At 68.1% G+C, this 22,089-nt stretch carries 22 protein-coding genes; 17 read left to right on the top strand and 5 right to left on the bottom strand.

Annotated elements, in window-relative coordinates:
• The first annotated feature begins 21 nt into the window (after positions 1 to 21).
• Together AB4Y64_RS07155 and AB4Y64_RS07160 are read left to right on the top strand one after the other, a co-directional pair.
• Complete coding sequence (locus AB4Y64_RS07155) at positions 22 to 360, top strand: P-II family nitrogen regulator (protein WP_441815740.1); 339 nt, start codon at positions 22 to 24, stop codon at positions 358 to 360.
• A 250-nt stretch (positions 361 to 610) separates the two neighbouring features.
• Positions 611 to 1,975 (top strand): ammonium transporter, encoded by a 1,365-nt coding sequence (locus AB4Y64_RS07160; protein WP_441815860.1) that lies wholly within the window; start codon positions 611 to 613, stop codon positions 1,973 to 1,975.
• 169 nt (positions 1,976 to 2,144) lie between these two features.
• Here AB4Y64_RS07160 and AB4Y64_RS07165 read toward each other — a convergent pair whose 3' ends face one another.
• Positions 2,145 to 3,512 (bottom strand): amino acid permease, encoded by a 1,368-nt coding sequence (locus AB4Y64_RS07165; protein WP_441815741.1) that lies wholly within the window; start codon positions 3,510 to 3,512, stop codon positions 2,145 to 2,147.
• A gap of 177 nt (positions 3,513 to 3,689) precedes the next feature.
• Here AB4Y64_RS07165 and AB4Y64_RS07170 point away from each other — a divergent pair, with 177 nt between their 5' ends.
• Both AB4Y64_RS07170 and AB4Y64_RS07175 read left to right on the top strand, forming a co-directional pair.
• A complete protein-coding gene (locus AB4Y64_RS07170) occupies positions 3,690 to 4,571 on the top strand; it encodes an acid phosphatase (protein ID WP_441815742.1) in 882 nt (293 codons plus the stop codon).
• A gap of 9 nt (positions 4,572 to 4,580) precedes the next feature.
• Positions 4,581 to 5,585: a PIG-L family deacetylase gene (locus AB4Y64_RS07175; RefSeq protein WP_441815743.1), complete on the top strand. Its 1,005-nt coding sequence runs from the start codon at positions 4,581 to 4,583 to the stop codon at positions 5,583 to 5,585.
• Between the two features lie 24 nt (positions 5,586 to 5,609).
• On the opposite strand, the gene AB4Y64_RS07180 is transcribed toward AB4Y64_RS07175, so the two are convergent.
• The 3 genes from AB4Y64_RS07180 to AB4Y64_RS07190 are packed head-to-tail and all read right to left on the bottom strand — an operon-like array spanning position 5,610 to position 7,565.
• A complete protein-coding gene (locus AB4Y64_RS07180) occupies positions 5,610 to 6,005 on the bottom strand; it encodes a hypothetical protein (RefSeq protein WP_441815744.1) in 396 nt (131 codons plus the stop codon).
• The gene (locus AB4Y64_RS07185; protein WP_441815745.1) at positions 5,995 to 6,621 is read right to left on the bottom strand and encodes a histidine phosphatase family protein; all 627 of its coding nucleotides are present in this window, start codon (positions 6,619 to 6,621) and stop codon (positions 5,995 to 5,997) included. Before AB4Y64_RS07185 ends, AB4Y64_RS07180 begins: the two co-directional genes overlap by 11 nt.
• Positions 6,597 to 7,565, bottom strand: coding sequence for an ATP-grasp domain-containing protein (locus AB4Y64_RS07190; protein WP_441815746.1), 969 nt, complete (start codon positions 7,563 to 7,565; stop codon positions 6,597 to 6,599). Before AB4Y64_RS07190 ends, AB4Y64_RS07185 begins: the two co-directional genes overlap by 25 nt.
• A gap of 162 nt (positions 7,566 to 7,727) precedes the next feature.
• Here AB4Y64_RS07190 and AB4Y64_RS07195 point away from each other — a divergent pair, with 162 nt between their 5' ends.
• The 13 genes from AB4Y64_RS07195 to AB4Y64_RS07255 all read left to right on the top strand — a co-directional run bounded on the left by AB4Y64_RS07195 (position 7,728) and on the right by AB4Y64_RS07255 (position 21,089).
• Positions 7,728 to 9,206 carry a glycosyltransferase family 2 protein gene (locus AB4Y64_RS07195; protein WP_441815747.1) on the top strand — a complete coding sequence of 493 codons (1,479 nt, stop codon included), beginning with the start codon at positions 7,728 to 7,730 and terminating at the stop codon, positions 9,204 to 9,206.
• Positions 9,203 to 9,355, top strand: a complete 153-nt coding sequence (locus AB4Y64_RS07200; protein WP_441815748.1) for a hypothetical protein — start codon at positions 9,203 to 9,205, stop codon at positions 9,353 to 9,355. The genes AB4Y64_RS07195 and AB4Y64_RS07200 overlap by 4 nt, the downstream gene beginning before the upstream one ends.
• Positions 9,352 to 10,662: a tetratricopeptide repeat protein gene (locus AB4Y64_RS07205; protein WP_441815749.1), complete on the top strand. Its 1,311-nt coding sequence runs from the start codon at positions 9,352 to 9,354 to the stop codon at positions 10,660 to 10,662. Before AB4Y64_RS07200 ends, AB4Y64_RS07205 begins: the two co-directional genes overlap by 4 nt.
• 1 nt (position 10,663) lies before the next feature.
• The gene (locus AB4Y64_RS07210) at positions 10,664 to 12,454 is read left to right on the top strand and encodes a sensor histidine kinase (RefSeq protein WP_441815750.1); all 1,791 of its coding nucleotides are present in this window, start codon (positions 10,664 to 10,666) and stop codon (positions 12,452 to 12,454) included.
• Entirely contained in the window at positions 12,429 to 12,782 is a 354-nt protein-coding gene (locus AB4Y64_RS07215) for a response regulator (RefSeq protein ID WP_441815751.1), read from the top strand. The genes AB4Y64_RS07210 and AB4Y64_RS07215 overlap by 26 nt, the downstream gene beginning before the upstream one ends.
• Before the next feature lie 83 nt (positions 12,783 to 12,865).
• A complete protein-coding gene (locus AB4Y64_RS07220) occupies positions 12,866 to 13,246 on the top strand; it encodes a hypothetical protein (protein ID WP_441815752.1) in 381 nt (126 codons plus the stop codon).
• Positions 13,247 to 13,352: 106 nt separating this feature from the next.
• Positions 13,353 to 14,264, top strand: a complete 912-nt coding sequence (locus AB4Y64_RS07225; protein WP_441815753.1) for a helix-turn-helix domain-containing protein — start codon at positions 13,353 to 13,355, stop codon at positions 14,262 to 14,264.
• Between the two features lie 103 nt (positions 14,265 to 14,367).
• Positions 14,368 to 15,750, top strand: coding sequence for a DUF1214 domain-containing protein (locus tag AB4Y64_RS07230; RefSeq protein WP_441815754.1), 1,383 nt, complete (start codon positions 14,368 to 14,370; stop codon positions 15,748 to 15,750).
• The gene (locus AB4Y64_RS07235; RefSeq protein ID WP_441815755.1) at positions 15,747 to 17,285 is read left to right on the top strand and encodes a DUF1254 domain-containing protein; all 1,539 of its coding nucleotides are present in this window, start codon (positions 15,747 to 15,749) and stop codon (positions 17,283 to 17,285) included. The genes AB4Y64_RS07230 and AB4Y64_RS07235 overlap by 4 nt, the downstream gene beginning before the upstream one ends.
• 43 nt (positions 17,286 to 17,328) lie before the next feature.
• Positions 17,329 to 18,405, top strand: coding sequence for a two-component system sensor histidine kinase NtrB (locus AB4Y64_RS07240; RefSeq protein WP_441815756.1), 1,077 nt, complete (start codon positions 17,329 to 17,331; stop codon positions 18,403 to 18,405).
• A complete protein-coding gene (gene ntrC, locus AB4Y64_RS07245) occupies positions 18,402 to 19,805 on the top strand; it encodes a nitrogen regulation protein NR(I) (protein WP_441815757.1) in 1,404 nt (467 codons plus the stop codon). Before AB4Y64_RS07240 ends, ntrC begins: the two co-directional genes overlap by 4 nt.
• A gap of 212 nt (positions 19,806 to 20,017) precedes the next feature.
• Positions 20,018 to 20,581: a superoxide dismutase family protein gene (locus AB4Y64_RS07250; protein WP_441815758.1), complete on the top strand. Its 564-nt coding sequence runs from the start codon at positions 20,018 to 20,020 to the stop codon at positions 20,579 to 20,581.
• A gap of 22 nt (positions 20,582 to 20,603) precedes the next feature.
• Positions 20,604 to 21,089: a GNAT family N-acetyltransferase gene (locus AB4Y64_RS07255; RefSeq protein WP_441815759.1), complete on the top strand. Its 486-nt coding sequence runs from the start codon at positions 20,604 to 20,606 to the stop codon at positions 21,087 to 21,089.
• 19 nt (positions 21,090 to 21,108) lie between these two features.
• Here the strand turns inward: AB4Y64_RS07255 and AB4Y64_RS07260 are convergent, their stop codons facing one another.
• Positions 21,109 to 22,026, bottom strand: coding sequence for a hypothetical protein (locus AB4Y64_RS07260; protein WP_441815760.1), 918 nt, complete (start codon positions 22,024 to 22,026; stop codon positions 21,109 to 21,111).
• Positions 22,027 to 22,089: the final 63 nt, after the last annotated feature.

A 22,089-nucleotide genomic window follows, 5' to 3' on the forward strand; every position in this document is an offset into this window, starting at 1 on the left:
CCAGACCCACGGAGCTGCGAGATGAAACTGATCACCGCGATCATCCGGCCGTTCAAGCTCGACGAGGTGCGCGAAGCGCTCACCGAAGTCGGCGTGTCCGGCATCACCGTCACCGAAGTAAAGGGTTTCGGGCGACAAAAAGGTCACACCGAGCTCTATCGCGGCGCCGAGTACGTCGTCGACTTCCTGCCCAAGCTCAAGGTCGAATGCGCGGTTGCCGAATCGATCCTCGATGCGGCCCTTGAAGCCCTGCAGAACGCCGCGCGCACCGGAAAGGTAGGTGACGGGAAGATCTTTGTTCAAGCCCTCGAGCACACGGTGCGCATCCGCACCGGCGAGCTCGATGACGATGCGTTGTGAGGTGGCGGCCATGAACCCGACGCTCACGCAGGAACCAGCGGCGCCGTCATCCCCGCGCAGGCGGGCCCCCGACGACTCTGCTTCGCCCATCACCGCCATCGAGAGGAATGTCGACGTGACAAGTTCAACGACACTGGGGTCCCGCCTTCGCGGGAATGACGGGAGTGGAGGGCCCGCGTCTTCTTCCACCGAACGCAGCCGGATGGTCGACGCCTTCCGCCATCCGCGTCTGCTTGCTGCGTTCGCCGCAATGGCGATGCCCGGCATCGCGTTCGCCCAGGATGCCGCCGCGGCTGCCGCGCCGGTCGCCAACAAGGGCGACGTCGGCTGGTTGCTGGTCTGCTCGGCACTGGTGATCTTCATGACCCTGCCCGGGCTCGCGCTGTTCTACGGCGGCCTGGTACGCAGCAAGAACGTCCTGTCGGTGCTGATGCAGTGCCTGCTGGTGTTCTCGCTGGTGGCGGTGCTGTGGGCGCTGTACGGCTACTCGCTGGCTTTCACCAGCGGCAATGCCTTCATCGGCGGCTGGGACCGGCTGTTTGCCAAGGGCCTGGATGCCACGGCAATGGGCGCGACGTTCACCAAGGGGGTCTATATCCCCGAGCTGGTGTTCTTCGTGTTCCAGGGCGCGTTCGCCTGCATCACCTGCGCACTGATCGTCGGCGCGTTTGCCGAACGCATCAAGTTCGCCGGGGTGATGCTGTTCACCGTGCTGTGGTTCACCTTCGCCTACACGCCGATGGCGCACATGGTCTGGTTTTTCCCGGGGCCGGATGCGTTCACCAGCAATGATGCCGTCCCGGGCGTGCTCGCCCAGTCCGGCTTCCTGTTCGCCAAGGGCGCGCTCGACTTCGCCGGTGGCACGGTGGTGCACATCAACGCGGCCGTTGCCGGACTGGTGGGTGCCTATGTCGTTGGCAAGCGCGTGGGTTACGGGCGCGAGGCGATCAAGCCGCACAACCTGACCCAGACCATGGTCGGCGCGTCGATCCTGTGGGTGGGCTGGTTCGGCTTCAACGCCGGTTCCGCGCTCGAAGCGAACGCGGTTGCGGCGCAGGCCTTCGTCAACACCTTCCTTGCCACCGCCGCTGCGGTGCTGGGCTGGACGGTGCTGGAGTGGGTCAGCAAGGGCAAGCCCTCGATGCTTGGTGCGGCGTCGGGTGCGGTGGCGGGCCTGGTGGCAATCACGCCGGCGGCCGGCTTCGTCGGCATCTGCGGCGCGATGATCATCGGCGCGCTCGCCGGTGCGGTGTGCCTGTGGGGCGTGACCGGGCTCAAGCGCCTGCTCGGCGCCGACGACGCGCTCGACGTGTTCGGCGTGCACGGCATCGGCGGCATCCTCGGTGCGCTGCTCACCGGCGTGTTCGCATCACCGGCGCTGGGTGGTTCGGGCATCTGGGATTACGTCACCGAGACCGCGTTGCCGGAGTACTCGATCGCCTCGCAGGTCTGGATCCAGCTGCAGGGCGTGCTGGTGACGGTGGTGCTTTCGGGCGTGGTCGCCCTGGCGAGCTTCCTGATCGTGAAGTACACGGTCGGCCTGCGCGTCAGCGAAGAGTCCGAACGCGAAGGCCTCGACATCACCTCGCACGGTGAGTCGGCGTACGAGAACTGATGCAGACGACGCCCCTCTCCCGCAATGGAGAGGGGCAACATCAAAGTCCGGAGCACAAGCGCTCCCACCGACAAGGTCCGGAGCACCGGCCCTCCCCTTCAAGGGGAGGGTTGGGAGGGGATGGGTGCCCGAGCTACGACAAGAAGTCGACTGCCAAGCCGCCCGCCACTCACCCCCGCCGCCGCCGCGCAATCTCGCTGACCGCCGCAATCCCCAGCGTCAGCCCCAGCATCGACAGGAACTGGATCCGCGTGTCGCTGCCCGACAGCAGCAACAGGAAGATGAGCCCCAGGATCGCCAGCGCGATCACCGTCAGGTACGGGAATCCACGCATCCGGAACGGCAACGGCGTCCCCGCGCGATCGGCGCGACGGCGCAGGATGAGTTGCGACAGCAATGAGATCGTCCACACCAGCAGGCAGGTCGAGCCGACCACGTTGAGCAGCACCGGCAGCACCTTGCCCGGGTAGCGCAGTTCCATGCCGGTGGCGATGAAGCCGAACACCACGCACGACAGCACGGCGGCGACCGGCACGTGGCGGGCATTGACCCGCGCCAGCCAGCGCGGCGCCTCGGCGCGTTCGGCCAGCGAATGGATCATGCGCGAGGCGCCGTAGAGGTTGGCGTTGAGCGCAGACAGCAGGGCGATCACCGCGATCAGCGTGATGGCGGTTGCCGCGCCGGGAATCCGCGCTGCCTCCAGCACCGCCGCGAACGGCGACGACAACGCCGCGCTCGTCCACGGCACCACCGCGATGATCACGCTCAGCGAACCGATGTAGAACACCAGGATGCGCCAGGCGACAGTGCGGATCGCGCGGGCGATGCTGCGCTCCGGGTCCTGCGTCTCGGCGGCGGCGACGGCAACGATCTCGGTGCCGCCGAAGGCGAACACCACCACCAGCAGCGCCGCGCCGATGCCGGCCAGGCCCTTGGGAGCAAAGCCGCCGTGGTCGACGAAGTTCGACAGGCCCGGCGATGCCACGTCCGGCAGCAGCCCCAGCAGCAGCGCGATGCCGATCAGGATGAAGGCGACGATCGCCACCACCTTGAGGATCGCGAACCAGAACTCGAACTCGCCGAAGTTCTTCACGCCCATCAGGTTGATGGCGGTGAAGAACAGCATGAAGGTCAGTGACGCCAGCGGCACCGACAGCGATGGCCACACCGTAGAGAGCAGTCCGGCGGCGCCGACCGACTCGGCGGCGATCACGATCACCAGCTGCGCCCACCACAACCAGCCCACGGTCGCGCCGGCGGTGGCGCCCATGGCATCGGCCGCATACACCGAGAACGCGCCGCTGGCCGGCTTGGCCGCGGCCATTTCGCCCAGGGCATTCATGACGATGATGACCAGCGCGCCGGCGGCCAGGTACGACACCAGCACTGCCGGTCCCGCCGCCTGCACGCCGACACCCGATCCCAGGAACAGGCCGGCGCCGATCGCGCTGCCCAGTCCCATCATGATCAGCTGACGGGGTTTGAGCGCGTGGCTGAGTCGGGTCGGCGCGGTTGCAGGAGCGGCGGGTGCGGGCATCAACGGGTCCGGGCAGCGGTCGGGCCGCCACAATAGCGTGTCCGGCTGCCGCCGCATTGGCGGACTCTGCTCGCCGCGGGAACCGTCGCTGGCGCCGTCGCGACGCGGCGCGGCCTCTCACGGCCCTTTCACCGGCCCGCACCGATGGTTTGCCGACACCGTCGACAGGACACGGACATGAGCCAACCCGGCACCCTTTCCGCAGCATCGTTCACTGCCCTCGTGCTGCTCGCTGGCTGTGCAAGCCAGTCGCCCAAGGCGACCAACGAAGCGCCGGCTGCCGCGGCTACCGCCCCCGTACCCGCCCCCGTACCCGTACCCGAAATCCGCCCCGGCATCCCCGCCGGCTACCTGCACAAGGAGCAGTACCTCAACAGTCTTGCGCTGGTGCCCAAGCCGCCGGCGGCCGGTTCGGCCGCGTTCGCCCACGACCAGGCCGTGCGCGAGGAAGCCATCACCCTGCGTGGCACGCCGCGCTGGCAGCAGGCGGTCAGCGATGCCGACCTGCATTTCCCCCACGCCGCCGGCACGTTCGAGTGCGCGCTTGGCATCCCGGTGTCGCAACAGGCGACGCCGCGCCTGTACATGCTGCTCCAGCGCAGCATGGTCGACGCTGGCCTTTCGACCTACGGCGCCAAGAACGAATACAACCGGACGCGTCCGTTCGTGCTCGCAAAGGAAGCCAGCTGCACGCCGGACGACGAAGCCGCGCTGCGCAAGGATGGCTCGTATCCCTCGGGTCACACGACGATCGGCTGGGCATGGGCGCTGATCCTCACCGAGCTGGCCCCCGATCGCGCCGACGCCGTGATCGCGCGCGGGCGCACGTTCGGCGAAAGCCGCCTGGTCTGCAACGTGCACTGGCAGAGCGACATCCTCGAAGGTCGCTTCATGGGAGCGGCGACCGTTGCCAGGCTGCACGCCGATCCGACGTTCGAGGCCGACATGGCGGCAGCGAAGGCCGAGATTGCCGCCGCGCGGAGCCAGGGGCTGACCCCGGGCCGAGACTGCGCGGCCGAATCGACCGCGCTGCAGCGCAAGCTCGAGCGCGTGCTGTAGGCCCCGCACATGTCCCCCAACCCGCCGCTCCAGGTGCTGGTGGTGGAAGACAGCCCCGAGTACGCCCTGATCGTGCGGCAATGGCTCGAGGAGGGCGACCTGGCGCAGGTGACACTTGCCGGGGACGCCGCGCAGGGCAGGGCGGCGCTGCCCGCCCGCGACTGGGACCTGGTCATCACCGATGTGGAGATGCCCGGCGCCAGCGGGCTGGAGCTGATCCAGGAGGTCAAGGCGGCGCACAAATGGACCTGCGTGCTGGTGATGACCGGCGTGGTCAGCGCCGAGTACGCGCGCACCGCCGTGCAGAACCATGCCGACGGCATGCTGTTCAAGCCCTTCGCCAAGGAAGTGTTCCTGGAGCAGGTGCACAAGCTGGCCCAGCTCACGCGCCGGCGCCGCAAGCAGGAGCGCCGCTCGGTGCTGGCCGTGGGCGCGCATCCCGACGATGTCGAGATTGGTTGCGGCGGCACCTTGTCGATGCACGTGGCCAGGCAGGACGAGGTGACGATCCTTACCCTGAGTCACGGTTCACAGGGCGGCGACGCGAGGATCCGCGCGCGCGAGGCGCACGCTGCAGCCGAGCTGCTGCAGGCGCGCCTGATCCTGGCCGAACTCAACGACACGATGGTGCCCGAGGGCGGCGCCAGCATCGAGCTGATCGAACAGGCGATCGCCGACATCCAGCCGACCCACATCTACACGCATTCCCAGTACGACACCCACCAGGACCACCGCAATACCTACCGCGCGAGCATGGTCGCCGCGCGCTCGGTCGGCAACGTCTTCTGCTACCAGACGCCGTCCGCCACGGTCGAATTCCGTCCCGGGCAGTTCATCGACATCAGCGACCATTTGCAGCGCAAGCTCCAGGCCATCGAGGCCTATTCCAGCCAGACGGCGCTGCGTGCCTACCTTGCGCCGGACCTGATCGTGGCAACTGCGCGCTATTGGGGGCGATTCGCCGGTTATGTCATGGCCGAACCGCTGGAAGTGGTCCGGCAGCGGGGGCCGTGAACTCGCCGGAGAGGTTCGCGCCAGTCAGGACGGATCGTCGTCAGGACGCATCTTCGTCAGCGGATCGTCGTCGCCCGCTCGGTCGGCAGCGTGCGCGGCCTCGTGCACGAGCGACTCAATGCGGTCGACCAACGCCAGCGAGCGCGCCTCGCGTTCGGCGGTCTGCGGCGCGTGCCACATCGAAAACACCTGCCCGCACTGGTCCTGCAGGTCGCCGCTGGCCAGCAGGGCCAACGTCGGCGTCAGGCGATGCAGGTGGCGTCGCACGTCGGTTTCGTCGTTGGCCAGCACGCGTTGCCTGAGTTGCTGCAGCAGCGGTGGCGCGGATGCCGCGAAAGCCTCGACCACCAGCGGCACCAGCGCGGCATCACCCAGCAGGCGCGCCGCCGACGCCAGATCAAGATCGCCATCAGCGTCCACCGATCACCTCGCCCGGCGGCGGTAGCGTCACGGTAATGATCTCGCCGTTGCGCACCGGCTTGGAGACCTCGGCCTGGCGGAACTTGAGCATGGCCTCGCGTGACCCGGAAAAGCCATCGCGAAGACCGAGCGTGAAGGCGCGAAGGAACTGGCCGTGGCCGAACGTCACCACGCGTCCGGACTGTTGCCACAGCCGCTCGTGGAAGGCGCGCAAGCGCGCGACGAACTGCGCGAACGACTCCGCGCCTTCGCCATCGACGTGCCCGGGGTCGGCGCGTTGCCAGTACTCGGCGATCATCGGCTTGCGTTCGGCGAAGCTGGTGCGGTTCGCCCGCGCCGGCGCCAGATAGGAGAACTCCTGGATCGGCCACGTCTCCACGACCGTCCCCGGATAGGCCTCGATCAGCGGCAGCGCCGTATCCAGGGTGCGGCGGTATGGCGACACCACGATCAGGTCCGGCGCGTTCGGGATTGACGTGGCCACCTTGCGTGCCTGGTGCTCGCCCAGTTCGGTCAGGCGGATGTCGGCGTGATTGTCCGTGACCTGGCCGGCATTGGCCGTGGTTTGCGCATGTCGGATGAGCTGGACGCTCAGCGGCGGCACAGCGCTTGCCATTCCGACGGGTCCAGATACTTCTCCGTCCAATAGCGGACCATGAACACTTCCGTGAATGGCATCGGCCCGGCCGGCAGCGGCCTGCCCTGCAGATCGTCCATCAGCAGGCGCGGGATGTCGACGCCCGCGGCGCCGGTCAACGGCAGGCTGCCGGGAAACCTCGGGTTGATCTCCAGCAACTTGTAATGGCCATCGACGGCCTGCTTGAACTGGACATTGGCGACGTAGCGGATGCCGACGGTGCGCGCGATGTTTGCCGCGGCCTCCATCAGCTCGGGCATGTGCAGCGTGCGCGCGGTGATGGCGATGCCCGAGTCGGTGCGGATCCTTTCCCGCGGCACGGCCGCCACCAGCTCGCCGTGCTGGCTCACATAGACATCGACCGAGAACTCCGGGCCAGGCAACAGCTCCTGCACCAGATACGTATCGTCCAGCGGCAGGTCGGCCAGGTCCTGCGCGCTCTCGATCAGGGCAATGCCACGCGAGCCCGAGCCTGCACGCGGTTTGGCGAAACACGGAAAGCGGGTGATGGTGGGCAACGTCTCTGCCGAAAGCTGCACGCAGGACGGAACGAAGGGGTTCCCGGACAGGTGCGACAGCAGCGCCCATTTGTCGCGGCAGCGGTGCAGGACCTGCGCGGGCGACAGCGGCACGCGCGTGCCGATCGCGGCAAACGCAGCCGTGGCCTCGGCCACCGGGGCGAGTTCGGCATCGACGGTGGAGATCAGCACCTCCACCGAGTGCGCACGGCACAGCTCGAGCAGGGCGGGAACCAGTTCAGGCGATTCGCCCCGCGGAATCAGGAACCGCTGCTGCGCGGGCACCAGGTACAGACCCGGTGAATCGGGGTCCATGTCGGCGAGCAGCAGTTCATGCTCGGCGGCCAGCGATTTCCAGACGCTGACCGCTGCAGGTCCGCCCGCACCGGTGACCAACACGCGCATGGCATTTCTATCCGGGAGCTGGTGCGGGGAAACGCTATCCGCTTCGTTGTGATGGTTGCCTTCACAGCCGAGATGTTCGCAGGCAGCACCGAGGCGTTGTGGTAAACAGGCGCCACGGTCATCGCCGGACGCGTGCCCGCAGGCGATCCGGAGGCTACGCGCATGCAGGAATCCTGGGTATGGATGTGTGTGGTCGCCGTCTTCCTCGGCACGGCGCCGCAGCTGGCGGCGTTCATCCAGTTCCTGCTGGTGGGCGTGCACGGCGTGCGCAACCACTACGCGCGCTGCGCACCCGTGAGGCGACGTGTCGCCGTGCTGATCCCGGCCTGGAACGAAGGCCTGGTGATCGACAACACCATCGAGCACATGATGTCGCTGGACTACCCGCGTGATGCGTTGCGTGTCTACGTCATCGACGACGCCAGCACCGACCAGACCCCGCAGGTGGCCCGCGAGGCGGCCCTGCGCTATCCCGGCACGGTCTTCCACCTGCGTCGGGAGAAGGGCGGGCAGGGCAAGGCGCACACGCTCAACTACGGCCTGGCGCACGTGCTCGACGACGACTGGATGGAGGCGGTGCTGATCACCGACGCCGACGTGGTCTTCTCCCGCGACGCGTTGACGAAGATGGTGCGCCACCTGGCCGATCCCGAGGTGGGTGCGGTCACGGCGTACATCAAGGAAGGCAGCGCGCCGGGCGGGTTCGTTTCGCGCTCGATCGCTTTCGAGTACATCACCGCCCAGGCGGCCTCGCGCCGTGCGCAGAACGTGATGGGCGTGATGGCCTGCGTCGCCGGCGGCGCGCAACTGCACTCACGCGAGAACCTCATCGCTATCGGTGGCGCAATCGACACCTCGACACTGGCCGAGGACACCTACACCACGTTTCTGACCGAACTGCGCGGAAGGCGCGCGCTGTTCGACGGCAACGCGATCGTATGGGCCGAAGAGCCCGATGCGCTGTCGAGCCTGTGGAAGCAGCGCCTGCGCTGGGCGCGCGGCAACCTGCAACTGACCTGGGCCTTCCGCCATGCCTGGTTCCGCCCGTTCTCGCACCGCGGCATCGGCGGCTGGATGTTCGGGCTGATCTGGTTCGCCACCGTGCTCACACCGATCCTGATGCTGCTGGCCATGGCTGCATGCCTGACCCTGTTGCTGTTGCACCACGGCTGGGCATGGCGCGCGTTCCACCTGCTGTGGCTGATCAACGCATTCGTCTATCTGTTCGTGCTGCTGTTCTCGTGCCTCATCGATCCGTTCACCGCCAGGCGCGCCTGGCTGGAAGGGATCCTGTTTCCCGGTCTTGTGTCGCTCGGCCTGATGGCGTTGTCGATCTTCCCGGATCGGCCGTACTACCTGATCAATTCGTTCCCGACGCTGCACCAGGCCTGGGACTGGCGCGCCGCTGTCGTGGTGCTCCTGTATGCCTGGGTCGGCGGTTGCATGGTCGCCGGCTGGGGCCTGTACCGGCTCGAGCGCGCCGGTGCACCGCCCTGGCTGGTGCGTCCGCTGCTGGCGGTGGTGGGTTATGGCCCGGTGCTGTGCGCGGTTTCGTTCGCCGCCTATGTCGCCGAGTTGCGCGGCGCCGAGCGCAGCTGGGACAAGACCGTGAAGATCGGCCGGGTGAGGCAACTGGAATGAGCGCCCCCGACTCCACCGCAGCCGCTGCCCGCTTCCGCGCCGACCTGCAGGCCGACATCCGGCGCGAGCGGCAGCTGCTGTACGCGGAGATCGTCATCCTCGTCCTGCTGGCGGGGCTGGTCCTGCTGCGCTATTGGATCGGACAATGAAGGCCGCGATCGTGCCGCCGCCGCTGCTCGCCGCACTGCTCGCCGCACTGGGCGCTGCACCGCTCGCCGCTGCCGCGCAGTGCGATCTGGACCGTGCACAGCGCCTGATGGCGCAGCAGCCGCCACCGACGGCGCAGATCGACGCGCTGCTGCTCCAGTGCCGCGACGTCGCCGCCGCCGACTACCGCGTCGACCTGCTGACCGGTGTGCGTGCGCGCGACGAGGGGCGCCTGGGCGATGCCGCCGCCGCCCTGTCCCGCGCCCACCAGCAGGCGCCGGGTGAGCCGGCGCCAACGCTGGAGTTGGCCGTCACCTACGAATTCCAGCAACGTCCCGACAAGGCACGCACCCTCTACGAGCAGGTACTGCGGGCCGATCCGTTGTCGCGCGCGGCACGACTGGGACTCGCCCGGGTCGCGCGCCAGCAGTTCCGCCCCGACGAGGCCGAAGCGATCTATCGGCAATTGCTGGCCACCAGCCCCGACGACCGCGAGGCGCAAACGGGGCTGGCGATGGTGGCGTTGCAACAGCGCCGTTACGACCTGGCCCGCGAGCGCCTGCAACCGCTGCAGGCGGCCTGGCCCGACGATCCGGAGGTGCAGGCCGGGCTGGCCCAGCTTGCGCAGGGCTGGCGCTATCGACTCGACCTGATGGCCGGTCGCGACGATCTGTTCACGGGAGACTCCAACCGCCTGCTCGCCGACCTGGAGATCGCAATGAACGCGCGCGACGTCTTCCGCGCGACGTACGTCAACAACGATCGCGAACTGGTTTCGCTCGACCCCAGGGACCGCGCCGTGTTGCCGCTCAATTCCGGTCGCCTCAGCTGGCTCCGGCGGGTTCCGGGCCAGTACTTCTGGGAAGTCGCCTACGAGTACCGGCAACACGACAGCGTGGAGGACGAACAACGCGTCGAGCTCAACGTCGGCCACGAACTCGGCGGCCGCGTGCAGGGCTTTGCCGGCGTGCGCCAGCAATTCGGCGCCACGCCCGCGCACGACAGGCTCTGGCACCTGGGCCTGAGCGTGCCGACGTCGACCTGGACCTACGCCACGCTGGTCGCGTATCACGGCGATCCGACCTTCGGAACGAACACGACGGCCTACATCGCGGACCTCACCTACGAGCGCGAACGCCTGCAGTTGACCGCCGGCGTCGGCTACGGCACGGACCCGGACAACTTCATCTCGCACGTACGTGGCGTGTGGCCATTGCCGCATCGCCAGGCCATCACCTTCGGCATCGAACACCGCACGCTGGGAAACGAAACCGAGCTGATCGCGGGTTGGCGGCTGGAGTGGCAATAGCATGACGACCGGGGCGCCTCCCCTGCGCGAGTCACGCCTGCGCCGCTGGACGAGCCGGATCGATCCGGCCGTGCTGATGCTGCTCATCGGCCCGCTGATGATCTGCTTCGCCTGGATCGTCACCCTCGGACAGATCACCAAGGACCGCAACCGCGCGCTGGCCGAGGGCTACCGCGAGGCCAATGGACTCAGCCGCTCCTTCGCCGAACAGACCCAGCACCGCCTCGACGATCTCGACCGGATGGTGCGCGTGGTCCGGCAGGCCTATGTCGCCGACGATGCCGACCTCGACATCATCGAGCTGCTCAGAAGCGCCGGGTATGTCAGGCCGCATCGGGTCCAGCTGGGCGTGGTCGATGCCGCCAACCGGACCATGGTGGGCGAAGTTCCGGTGGACAAGTCATGGCTGTCGAAGGTGTTGCCTTCGGGCATGCCGGTGGTCGACCGGCCACGGGTGTCGACGCCGCTGCCGGCGCATGCGGGGCATCCGGACACGCTGGTGTTCACCCGGCCGGTGAGGCTGCCGGATGGTTCGTTCTCCGGCGCCGCCATTGCCAGCATCCGCCCGGACCAGATCCTCAGCAACCTGCGCAAACTCAACGTCGGTCCGATGTCACGTCAGTTCGGGACGGTCGAGCTCGGTCCCCGGGACATCGCCGCCATCCTCGGCCTGGACGGACGCGTGCGCGCGGTGCTGGTCGGCGGCGCACCCATCCCGATGTCGCGGTGGCCCAAGGGTCCGGTCATCTACCGCCTCAAGGACGGCACCATCCAGCAGGTCTCGCAACCGGAAGTCGATGCCGTCCCGCGGCTGTGGTCGGGCGGTTACCTCGGCGACTACCAGCTGATCATCGTGGTCGGCATCTCCCGCCACGACGCGTTGCGCGAGTTCCATCGGCATCGGCGGATCTACCTGATCGGCAGTTCGGCGTTCACGCTGGGCGTGGGCATGCTCACCCTTCTCGCGGCCGTGCTCGCCAGGCGCGAGCGGCGGACACTGCAGCGCCTGGCCAGGAGCGAACGGCAAGCCAACCAGCTCAAGTCCGAATTCCTTGCCAAGATCTCGCACGACCTGCGCACGCCGCTCAACGGCATCCTCGGCTTCTCGGAGCTGGTCAAGACCACTTCCGGCGAAGCCGAACAGCGCCAGTACGGTCAATACATCCACGACAGCGCCGGCTATCTGCTCGACCTGGTCAACATGATCCTGGACCTGACCAAGCTGCGGCACGGCAAGCTGCATCTGCAGTTGCGTGAAGTCGATCTGCGCCAGACCGCGATGAGCGTGTCCAGGACGCACGCGATCGTCGCCGAAGGCAAGGGACTCGAGTATCGCCTCAACGTCGCCGCCGACTTCCCCGAGGTGGTGACCTGCGACGGCGTGCGCATCCGCGAAGTCATGAACAACCTGCTGCACAACGCCGTCAAGTTCACCCGCACCGGCCACATCGGCATGGACCTGTACATCGAGGGCGAACAGGTCACGGTTCGCGTCTCCGATACCGGCATCGGTATGAGCGATACAGTCAAGAGCCATCTGTTCGAACCCTTCAGCGAAGGCCGCGACGAAGAGGCCATGGCCCAGGCCGGCGCCGGGCTGGGCCTGGCGTTCTCCCGGGAACTGATCGCCCTGCACGGCGGCGGGATCGAGGTGGTGTCGAAGCAATCGCAAGGCACGACGGTCACGTTCTGGATCCCGCTACGCGGGCCGCACGCAGGCGATCCGGGCGCGCAGGTGCAGGCCGCAACCACAGAGGGCGCAAGCCATGCCGCACGTTCTGATAGTCGATGACGACCTGGTCAACCGGAAACTCGCCCGCGCCATCCTCGAGCGCGCTGGCTGGTCGACGGTCGAATGCGAGAGCGGGACATCCGCCCTTGAATGCTTCCAGCAACAACCCTTCGACGCCGTGCTGCTCGACATCGGCATGCCGGGCATGGACGGCCGTGCGGTCTGCCGTGCGTTGCGACAACAACAGCGCGGGTCGCTGCGGATCGTCGCCTACACCGCCTCGGTGCTGCCAGAGGAGATGGAGGGGCTGCTCGAGAGCGGCTTCGATGAAGTCCTGCAGAAGCCGGTCAGCATCGGCGCGGTGGAAGCGGCGTTCAAAGGAATGTGAGCGTATGCCTGCGCGCCTTGCATGCCCCTGCGTTGGACCTACAATCCGCAGCGGGGCCATGCCGGGTCCATCTGGGGAAGCGCATGCAACTGGTCAGGCTCGGGGATGGTCCTGCTGCGGTCAGGGTTACAGGTCAGCGGATTCGCAAGTGCTTTCCAGCGCTGCTGGTGGCCGCCTGCCTGTCCATCGCGGCCTGCGCTGACCAGGCGGACAAGGCGGACCAGGCCTTCAGGGAAAACTTCCGCAAGACCACACTCGACAGTTGCCTGAGCAAGACGCAGCTGAAACGCGGACTGACCGCGGCCCGGCGCGAGGTCTATTGCCGCTGTTCGGCAGCAGGTATCGCAAGTACGAGCACCATCGAAGAACTCAAGGCGCTCAACACCCTCCCCGCGCCACCCGCGGCGGAGAAGAAGGTGTTCGACACCATGTCGAAGTGCGCCAGGTTGGCGGGGGCGCACTAGGCGTCGCCGCCACCGCGCCGGCAACGTCGGCGATACGGAGCTGCAGGCACGAAGGGTGACTTTCGGGCCTTCTTCGCTCCCCGGGGTCGGTAGAACCATGGCGGCCATGAACGACGCCGGCAGACCCTCGTGCTATCCGGTTGTTCCGGCGCGGGCACTGGAAGGTGCCCCGCCGGGATCGCGCCTGCCATGGCTCGATGTGCTCACCTCGCCCGTGCCGTCGGGGCGCTTTGATTCGCCCGTCGACCATCGCCATGTCCTGTGTCTGCATGTCGGCGGTCCGGTGCCGGTCTCTTACCGGGCCGAGCGCGCCGAGCGCCGCGGAACCCGCCTGCATGGCCAGTTCTGCGTGGTGCCCGCCGGTTCCAGCACGCGCTGGACCCTGTCCGCGCCCGCCACATCGCTGCTGCTGCGGCTGGCGCCGGAGATGATGCGGCAGGCAGCCGATGCAATGCGCCTGGGTGTGGACGCGTCCGATCCCGCGCCTGCGATCCATGTCCGCGATCCCCAGATCGAACGGATCGGTTGGATGATGCGCAGCGAGGCCCTCGACGGCTATCCATCCGGTCGCCTCTTCGCCGACAGCCTGGCGTGCGCACTGGCGGCGCGCGTGCTGGCAGCCGGTTCGCGCAGGTCGTCCGCGGATGCGCATCTGCCACGACTGCCTGGTCAGGCCAGTGCGTTGCCGGCGTGGCGGTTGCAGCGCGTGGTCGATTACATCGAAGCGCACCTGGACGAAGACCTGTCGCTGGCCGACCTCGCCGCGGTTGCCAGCTACAGCGTTTCGCACTTCAAGCCGCTGTTCAAGAATGCGGTGGGCATGCCCGCGCATCGCTTCGTCATGCACCGTCGCGTGGAGCGCGCGCGTCTGCTGCTGACCCAGGGCGACCTGGACATCACCGGCATCGCACTGGCAACCGGCTTCGCCCATCCCAGCCACATGGCACGATGCATGCGGCGCATGCTCGGCGTCAGCCCATCGCAGCTCGCGGCAACGCGCGCCACGATCCGCGGTTGATCACTGACGCATCACGCTCCGCTCATGAAACTAAATCGGTTGCCGTCGCGCGAGTGACGGTTCACCACATTTGATTTCATAGATGCCTGAGCAGGAGGCTGTCGTGCGTCCAGTATCTACCGGGTTGTACCTTTCACTCGCAATCACCGTGGCCCTTGCAGGCTGCCAACGCAGCGGGACCGCCGCGGACACTGGTGCCGCTCCCGAGCAACAGGCCCAGACCAAAGACCAGCAGGCGATCTCCGACCAGGACATCAGCGACGCGTACCTGTACCTGCTTGCCCGACTGCTCGTCCTGCGCCAGGAGCAGCTGGACTTCAGCAAGGAAGGCTTCAAATGGAACGAGATCGCCCATCGCGAAGTCGGTGGCGTGGCCTGGGCCAACCCGAACCTGGATGTCGCCTACAGCGAGGCCTGGGTCGCAGTCGACGAGAGCAGCTGCACCGTCTTCAACGTGCCGCAGATAAAAGGCCGTTACTACACGGTGCAGTTCCTCAATGGCTGGGGCGAAACCGTCGCCAACATCAACGAGCGCAACTACGCCGACCACCCCAGCGGCGATTTCTGGATGTGCCTGAAGGGCGCGACGGTACAGGTCCCGGCCGACGCCGTGCGCATCGACTTGCCCGGCAGGACCTCACGCGTCCTGGCACGCGTCGAACTGGGCGCCGATGCCAGGCAGTCGATCGCGCTGCAGCACAAGATCACCGTCAAGCCCAGCGGCACGCCGAAGATCGAGCCGGTACCGGCGACGCCGGTGTTCACCAATGACAGGTTCCCCGGCGCCGAGGCATTCGATTCGGCTGCGCTCGCCCTCGACAGCGAACCCGACATCAACCCGGGCATGGACGCGCTGCAGGCCAAGGTGCGCGCCGTCGCCGAAGCGGTGAAGACCCCGGCCGAACGCGAGCGCGTCGAGAAAGTCATCCGCGAGCAGACGCTGCCGGCCTTCCAGAAGTCCTTCAGCACCGCCGGCTCCAACAAGAACGGATGGAACCGGCCGGCGACGATCGGCAAGTACGGCGATGACTTCAAGACGCGCACGTTGATCGACCTGGCCGGCATCTGGGCCAACAGCACCGATGAAGTGGTCTACTTCAAGACCGACAGCGACGGCACCGGCACCAAGCTCGATGGCGGCAACAGCTACACCATCACCTTCGCCAAGGACGGGCTGCCCGAAAGCCACGTGAAGTACTTCTGGTCGGTGATCGCGGTGGACTCGAAAGAGTTCCATGCCATCCCCAATCCGAAGAACCGCTTCCTGATCAACAAGCAGTCCAGGCTGCAGTACGGCAAGGACGGCTCGCTGACGCTGTACTTCGCGCCGGAGAAACCCAAGGACGCACCCGACGGCAACTGGCTGCCCACGCCGAAGGGGCAGAACTACAACCTGACCTTCCGTACCTACGGCCCGGATCAGGCGATCCTGACCGGTGCCTGGTATCCGGCGCCGCTGGTCAAGGCAACGGGAGCAAACCCATGACCGCCCGCGTCTCCCCTGCTTCCGTGCTGGCTTGCGCCATCGCGACGATCGTGGCCGTGAGCGCATGCCAGCGCACCGAGCCAACCGCCGTGAGCAATCCGGCCCCTGCCGCGACCACGGGCACTGCCGCGCCGCAGGCGCCTGCAGCAGCGACACCGGCGCCGGCGCCGGTGCCGGGCCCGGTGGCAGGCACGCGCATCACCGAGGAATACGCACGGATGGTCGCGCGCCAGGCCTACTTCTGGGCGTGGCCGATGATCAACGTCTACAACCGCCGCCTGGCCTTCAAGGACCTGCCCGAACCGGGCCTGATGGGTGGCGTGGTGCCGGTGGCCCCGCTCAATCGCCTGAGCATGCTCAGCGATTACATCGAGCCGCAGGAACGGATGGTGGCGTGCCCCAACCAGGACGTCGTCTACGGCGCTGCCAGCCTTGGCCTGGACGTGGAGCCGGTGGTGATCCAGGTGCCTGACTTTGGCGACCGCTTCTGGGTCTACCAGGTCGTCGACCTGCGCACCGACAGCTTCGCCGAACTGGGCAAGATGTACGGCACCAAGCCGGGCTTCTACCTGCTTGCCGGCCCGGACTGGAAGGGCGATGTGCCCAAGGGCATCACCGGAGTGTTCCGCTCGAGCACCAACACCGGTTTCGTGATTCCCCGCGTGTTCCAGGATGCGACCGCGGAAGACAAGCAGGCGGTGCAGCCGCTGATCAACCAGATCGACATGTACCCGCTGTCGATGTTCGACGGCAAGACCAAGCAGCGCGACTGGTCGAAGCAGACCCGGTTCCCGGCGCAGGATTCGGCCGGCGGCGCCGAGACGGCATGGGTGGCGCCGGAGAAGTTCGTCGACGAGCTGCCGCTGGTGCTCAAGGACGCCAGGCCGCTGGCCGGTGAGGAAGCGCGCTACGCCGAAGTGCTGGCGGTGATCGCCGCCGCGCAGAAGGATCCCAAGCTCAAGGCGGCCATGATCGACGAGGCCAGGAAGGCCGAGCAGGACCTGGTCAGCCCGCTGCTGCAGTTCCGCAACTACGGCCTGCCACTGGCGCACAACTGGACCACGCAGAGCAACGGTGCGCAGTTCGGCACCGACTACTTCACCCGCACTGCGGTGGCCAAGTCGAACATCTTCGTCAACAAGCCAAACGAGACCAAGTATTTCTACCAGGACCTCGACGAAGCCGGCGCGCGTCTCAACGGTGGCACGCGCTACACGGTGACGTTCGCCAAGGACCAGCTGCCGCCGGTGAAGGGATTCTGGTCGCTGACGCTCTACAACCAGCACCACTTCTTCGCGCCCAACGAGATCAAGCGCTACTCGGTGGGTACCAAGAACAAGGATCTGAAGACCGGTCCGGATGGCTCGCTGACGATCTACGTCCAGGCCGACGAGCCGAGCGATCCGGCACAGCGCGCGAACTGGTTGCCGGCGCCGAAGGGCGAGGACTTCTCGCTCTACATCCGCACCTACTGGCCACAGGACGCCATCACGTCCGGGCAGTGGACGCCTCCGGCGGTGACGGCGGGTCGTTGACCCGGCCGCGACCGGGCACGGGCTCTTGCACTAACATGGTGCAATGTCCGTGCCCGCCCCGACCGATTTCGACCGGCCCGACCTCGACGGCCTGACCACGCCGCTGGCGTGGAGCGACGAGGAAGGCGCGATCGTCGGCTGCAATGCCGCGTTCTCGCGCTGGCTCGGGGTCAGTGCGAGGCGGCTGGTGGCCTGGCCGCTGGCCGGGCTCGACGGCGGCGACGGCCACTTCGCCCATGCCATGCGCCGTCTCGATGCGGCCGCCGATGCGCCGCTGCGACTGCGCCGCAGCCGCCTGCGCTTCGCCGACGGTGACGAGTGCTTCGCCGATGTCTGGCTGAGCCGCCGTGAAGAAGGCGGCTGGCTGCTCGAAGCGCATCCGGTCGACGAATTTCCCGGCGACGACCCGGCGCTGCTGCTGCCGTCGGCCCTGTCGGCCTCGCTCAAGGGCCTGGCGCACGAACTGCGCAATCCCCTGGCCGGCCTAAAGGGCGCCGCGCAGCTGCTGGCGCGGCGCATCGACGCCGACACCGCCGGCAGCGGTGGCGACGCCGGCGAACTGGTGGCCCTGGTCGGCAGTGAAGTCGAACGCCTGACCGCGCTGGTGGACCAGCTGCTCACACCCGCACCGCCGCGCCCGCATGCGCCGCTGAACATCCACGCCGTGCTCGAACGCGTGCTGCGCCTGGCCGAGAGCGACGCCGGCTGGGCCGTGCGCCTGGTCCGCGACTACGACCCCAGCCTGCCCGAATTCGGCGGGGACGCCGATCGCCTGGTGCAGGCGGTATGGAACCTGGTGCGCAACGCCATCGAAGCCGGCGCCGCCAATATCACGCTGCGCACGCGCGCCGAGCACGCAGTTCGCATCGGCGATGCCGTGCACCCCATCGCCATGCGCCTGGAAATCGTCGATGACGGCCGCGGCGTTCCCGACGAGCTGGCGGAACAGCTGTTCCTGCCGCTGGTCTCGGGCCGTGCAGAAGGCAGCGGCCTGGGCCTTGCCCTGGCCCAGCAGGTCGCGCGCGAGCACCGCGGCTCGCTGGCGTACCGTTCGCGACCCGGCCACACCGTGTTCACCCTGCTGTTGCCGCTGCAGATCGAGGAAGAGGAAGGCACGTGAAAAGGATCTGGGTGGTCGACGACGATCGTGGCGTGCGCTTCGTGCTCGCCACGGCACTGCGCGAGGGCGGTTACAGCGTCGACGGATTCGAGAATACGGCCGATGCCCTGGCCGCGCTGGCCGACCGCGGCGCGCCCGACCTTCTCTTCACCGACGTGCGCATGCCGGGCGATGACGGCCTGGTCCTGCTCGAACGCCTGAAGGCGCAGGTGCCGCAACTGCCGGTGATCGTGATGAGCGCCTACACCGACGTCGCCAGCACCGCCGGCGCCTTCCGCGGCGGCGCCCACGAATTCCTCTCCAAACCTTTCGACCTCGACGAAGCCGTCGCACTGGCGGCGCGCACGCTGGCGGCGGTTGGCGAGGGCGCAGCGCCAGCGCCGTCCGAATTGCCCAAGGACGATGCCCTGATCGGCGATACCCCGGCGATGCGGACCTTGTTCCGCGCGATCGGGCGCCTGGCGCAGGCGCCGTTGTCGGTGCTGATCACCGGCGAGACGGGTACCGGCAAGGAACTGGTCGCTCGCGCGCTGCACCGCGAATCGCCGCGCGCCGGGCAGCCGTTTGTTGCGTTGAACACCGCGGCGATACCGTCGGAGCTGCTGGAAAGCGAACTGTTCGGCCACGAGGCCGGCGCCTTCACCGGCGCCCAGCGCCGTCACACCGGCCGTTTCGAACAGGCCCACCGCGGCACGCTGTTCCTCGACGAGATCGGTGACATGCCGCTGCCGTTGCAGACGCGGTTGCTGCGCGTGCTGGCCGAAGGCGAGTTCTTCCGCGTCGGCGGACGCGAACTGATCCGCGTCGACGTGCGCGTGATCGCCGCCACCCACCAGGACCTCGAAGCGCTGGTCGCCGACGGTCGCTTCCGCGCCGACCTGCTGCACCGGCTCGATGTCGTGCGGCTGCACCTGCCACCGCTGCGCGAGCGGCGCGAGGACATCGCGCGCCTGGCCGAACGCTTCCTCGCCTCGGCGGCAGTGCGATTCGATGCGCCACCCAAGCGCCTGGCCAAACCGGCGCTGGAACGCATGCTCGCCTACGACTGGCCCGGCAACGTGCGTCAGCTGGAAAACCTGTGCTGGCGACTGGCCGCACTCGCTCCGGGCGAAACCATCGCGCGCGCCGACCTGGACGAAGCGCTTGCCGCCACGCCGGGCAAGGACAGCGCCGCTGGCGACGACCATGATTGGGACGCGCGGCTGGCGGCATGGGCGCGGGCGCAGTTGGCGCTCGGCAGTGACGACATCCACGCGCAGGCGCGCGAGCGCTTCGAACGGGCGCTGTTCGAGGCGGCCCTGGAGCACACCGGCGGCCGCCGCACCGAGGCGGCGGCGCGGCTGGGCCTGGGTCGCAACACGCTGACACGCAAGCTTGGCCCCGGCCGGCGTCGATCCTGAGCCGTCGCTGCAACGGCTCGCCGCCGCCCGCAGCGGAAGATGTCGTGATGCCCGCGGCGCAGGCGCGCCGAGGTTTGCGAGGCCGGCGTGAACACCGGCCGGTTGCCATTTCACCGCTGGATGACCGCCGCGCAGCTAGGCTGCGATGCGATCCGGCTCGGATCAAACGACGCGGCCCGGTGCGCCGGACCCGTCACCCCACGGAGAAGTCGATGAACAAGACGCTGAACACTTTGCTCGCCGCCACCGCAGTGGTGGTCGTGGCTGCCTGCAGCTCCACGCCAAAGACCAAGGAAGCCACGCCGACCGCGGTGTCGACCGCCAAGGCCGCAACCGTCAATCTCGCCGCGGCATCGGCCAGCCTGGTCAGCGGCAAGTTGAGCGTGGTGCCGATGGGCGATGGCGTGCACATCACCGGCGAAATCGGCGGCTTTGCTCCCAACAGCACCCACGCCATCCACATCCACGAGAAGGGCGACTGCAGCGCAGCCGACGCCAGCAGCGCCGGCGGCCACTTCAATCCGACGGGTTCGCCGCACGGAAAGGTGGACAGCAGCGCGCACCACGGCGGCGACATGAACAACATCGTCGCCGATGCCGACGGCGTGGCGAAGGTCGATGTGCACGCCAGTGGCGTCACCCTCGGCGGCGGTGCCGGCAACGACGTCGCCGGCAAGGCGGTGATCGTCCACGCCAGTCCCGACGACTACAAGACCCAGCCCACGGGCAATGCCGGCGGCCGCGTGGCCTGCGGCGTCATCACCGTCACCCAGTAACCGCACCGTGCCCGATCGCCCGATGCATGCCCCGCTGCGCATACGCGCGGCCAGCGCGCACGACCGCGACCTGCTCGCGCAGTGGGCGGCGGCAATGGCGTTGGAGACCGAGCACAAGCACCTGGACCCGGCCACGGTGCTGGCCGGCGTCGAGGCGGCGATTGCCGATCCGGCCAAGGCCCGCTACTTCGTGGCGGTTCGCGAAGCGACCGTCGCCGGCCGCGAAACCATTGCCAGCGCCGCCGGCACGCTGATGCTCACGCGCGAGTGGAGCGACTGGCGCAACGGCGACTGGTGGTGGATCCAGAGCGTCTACGTCACGCCTGCGCATCGGCGGCAGGGGGTGTTCGCTGCCTTGTACCGGCACGTCGAACAACTGGCGCGGGCAACGCCCGGCGTGATCGGCCTGCGCCTGTATGTCGAACGCGACAACGCCGACGCGCAGCGGACCTACCAGGCCCTGGGAATGGTCGACGCCGGCTACGCGATCTACGAAAGCCAGTTCTGAGGCTTCAGCCGGGGCTGCTTCAGTCCAGCGCCTCGCGCGCCTGCTCATCACCGCAGTGCACGAAATTCACCGGCACCCCATGCGCGCCGAGCACCGCCGCGATCTGGCGCTGCCTGGCCTGGAAATGCTGGTGCAGGCGTTCGAGTCTGTCGCGGCACTCCTGCGTCGCGCAGGGGGCGTCGGTGGCGTAGCGCGCCTTCCATGCGCGCGGTTCGAACAGGGCAATGCGCGCCTCGCCGTTGGCGTAGTGCACGAGCGGCTCAGGCGGCGCGTCCAGCCAGTGCTCGCCCTCGGGCTGCAGCAGCGCGGTCTCCAGCAGCGGCCATAGCGGGCCCAGGCCGGCGTGGTCGTACTGCATCGCCATCATCGCGGTGAGGTCGTGCACGGTGAGGTAGCGTGCGTGCTCGACCTGCAGGCCGAACGCTTCCTGCGCCGCCAGTGCGGTGGCCGCACCGGCCATGCCGCGCTCGAGCAGTTCACGCTCGAAGGCATCGCCGACGCGCGTGGCGATCGCGGCATCGCCACCGAGCACGAACGGCACCAGCCGCAGCGGCCCGCCGACGAAGTCCGGCGATGGCGTCAGCGCGCCGGGCAGCTGCGCGTCGTGCGCGCCGAAGGCGATGATCCGGCCGCCACCATCGGCTGCCGTGCGCGGTGCGCGTGCGGCCAGCTGGTCGAGTTCGAGGTGCAGCGGCCAGCCCGGCCGCAACAATTCGACCGGGTCGTAGTGGGCGCCCACCATCACCAGCTCCAGCGCTGCCGCTTCCGGGGCGAAGCCGGCCAGGTCGTGCGCGATCAGCCCGGCCAGGGCCCCGACCTCGGCCTGTGCCAGGGCCTGGCGGAACACCGGGGCGTCGCCACGCAGCTCCAGCGCCAGCGCGCCGAGCACGTGCAGCGTGGTGGAAGGGGCAGTCGGGGCAGGTTCGGCAAGACTCATGGATACGGTGGCGTTTGGTCGCACGCGAAGGCGGCGCTACACTGCGGCCATTATGCCCGTGCC

This window comes from Lysobacter sp. TAF61 (assembly GCF_052113485.1).
Classification (GTDB): domain Bacteria; phylum Pseudomonadota; class Gammaproteobacteria; order Xanthomonadales; family Xanthomonadaceae; genus Lysobacter_J.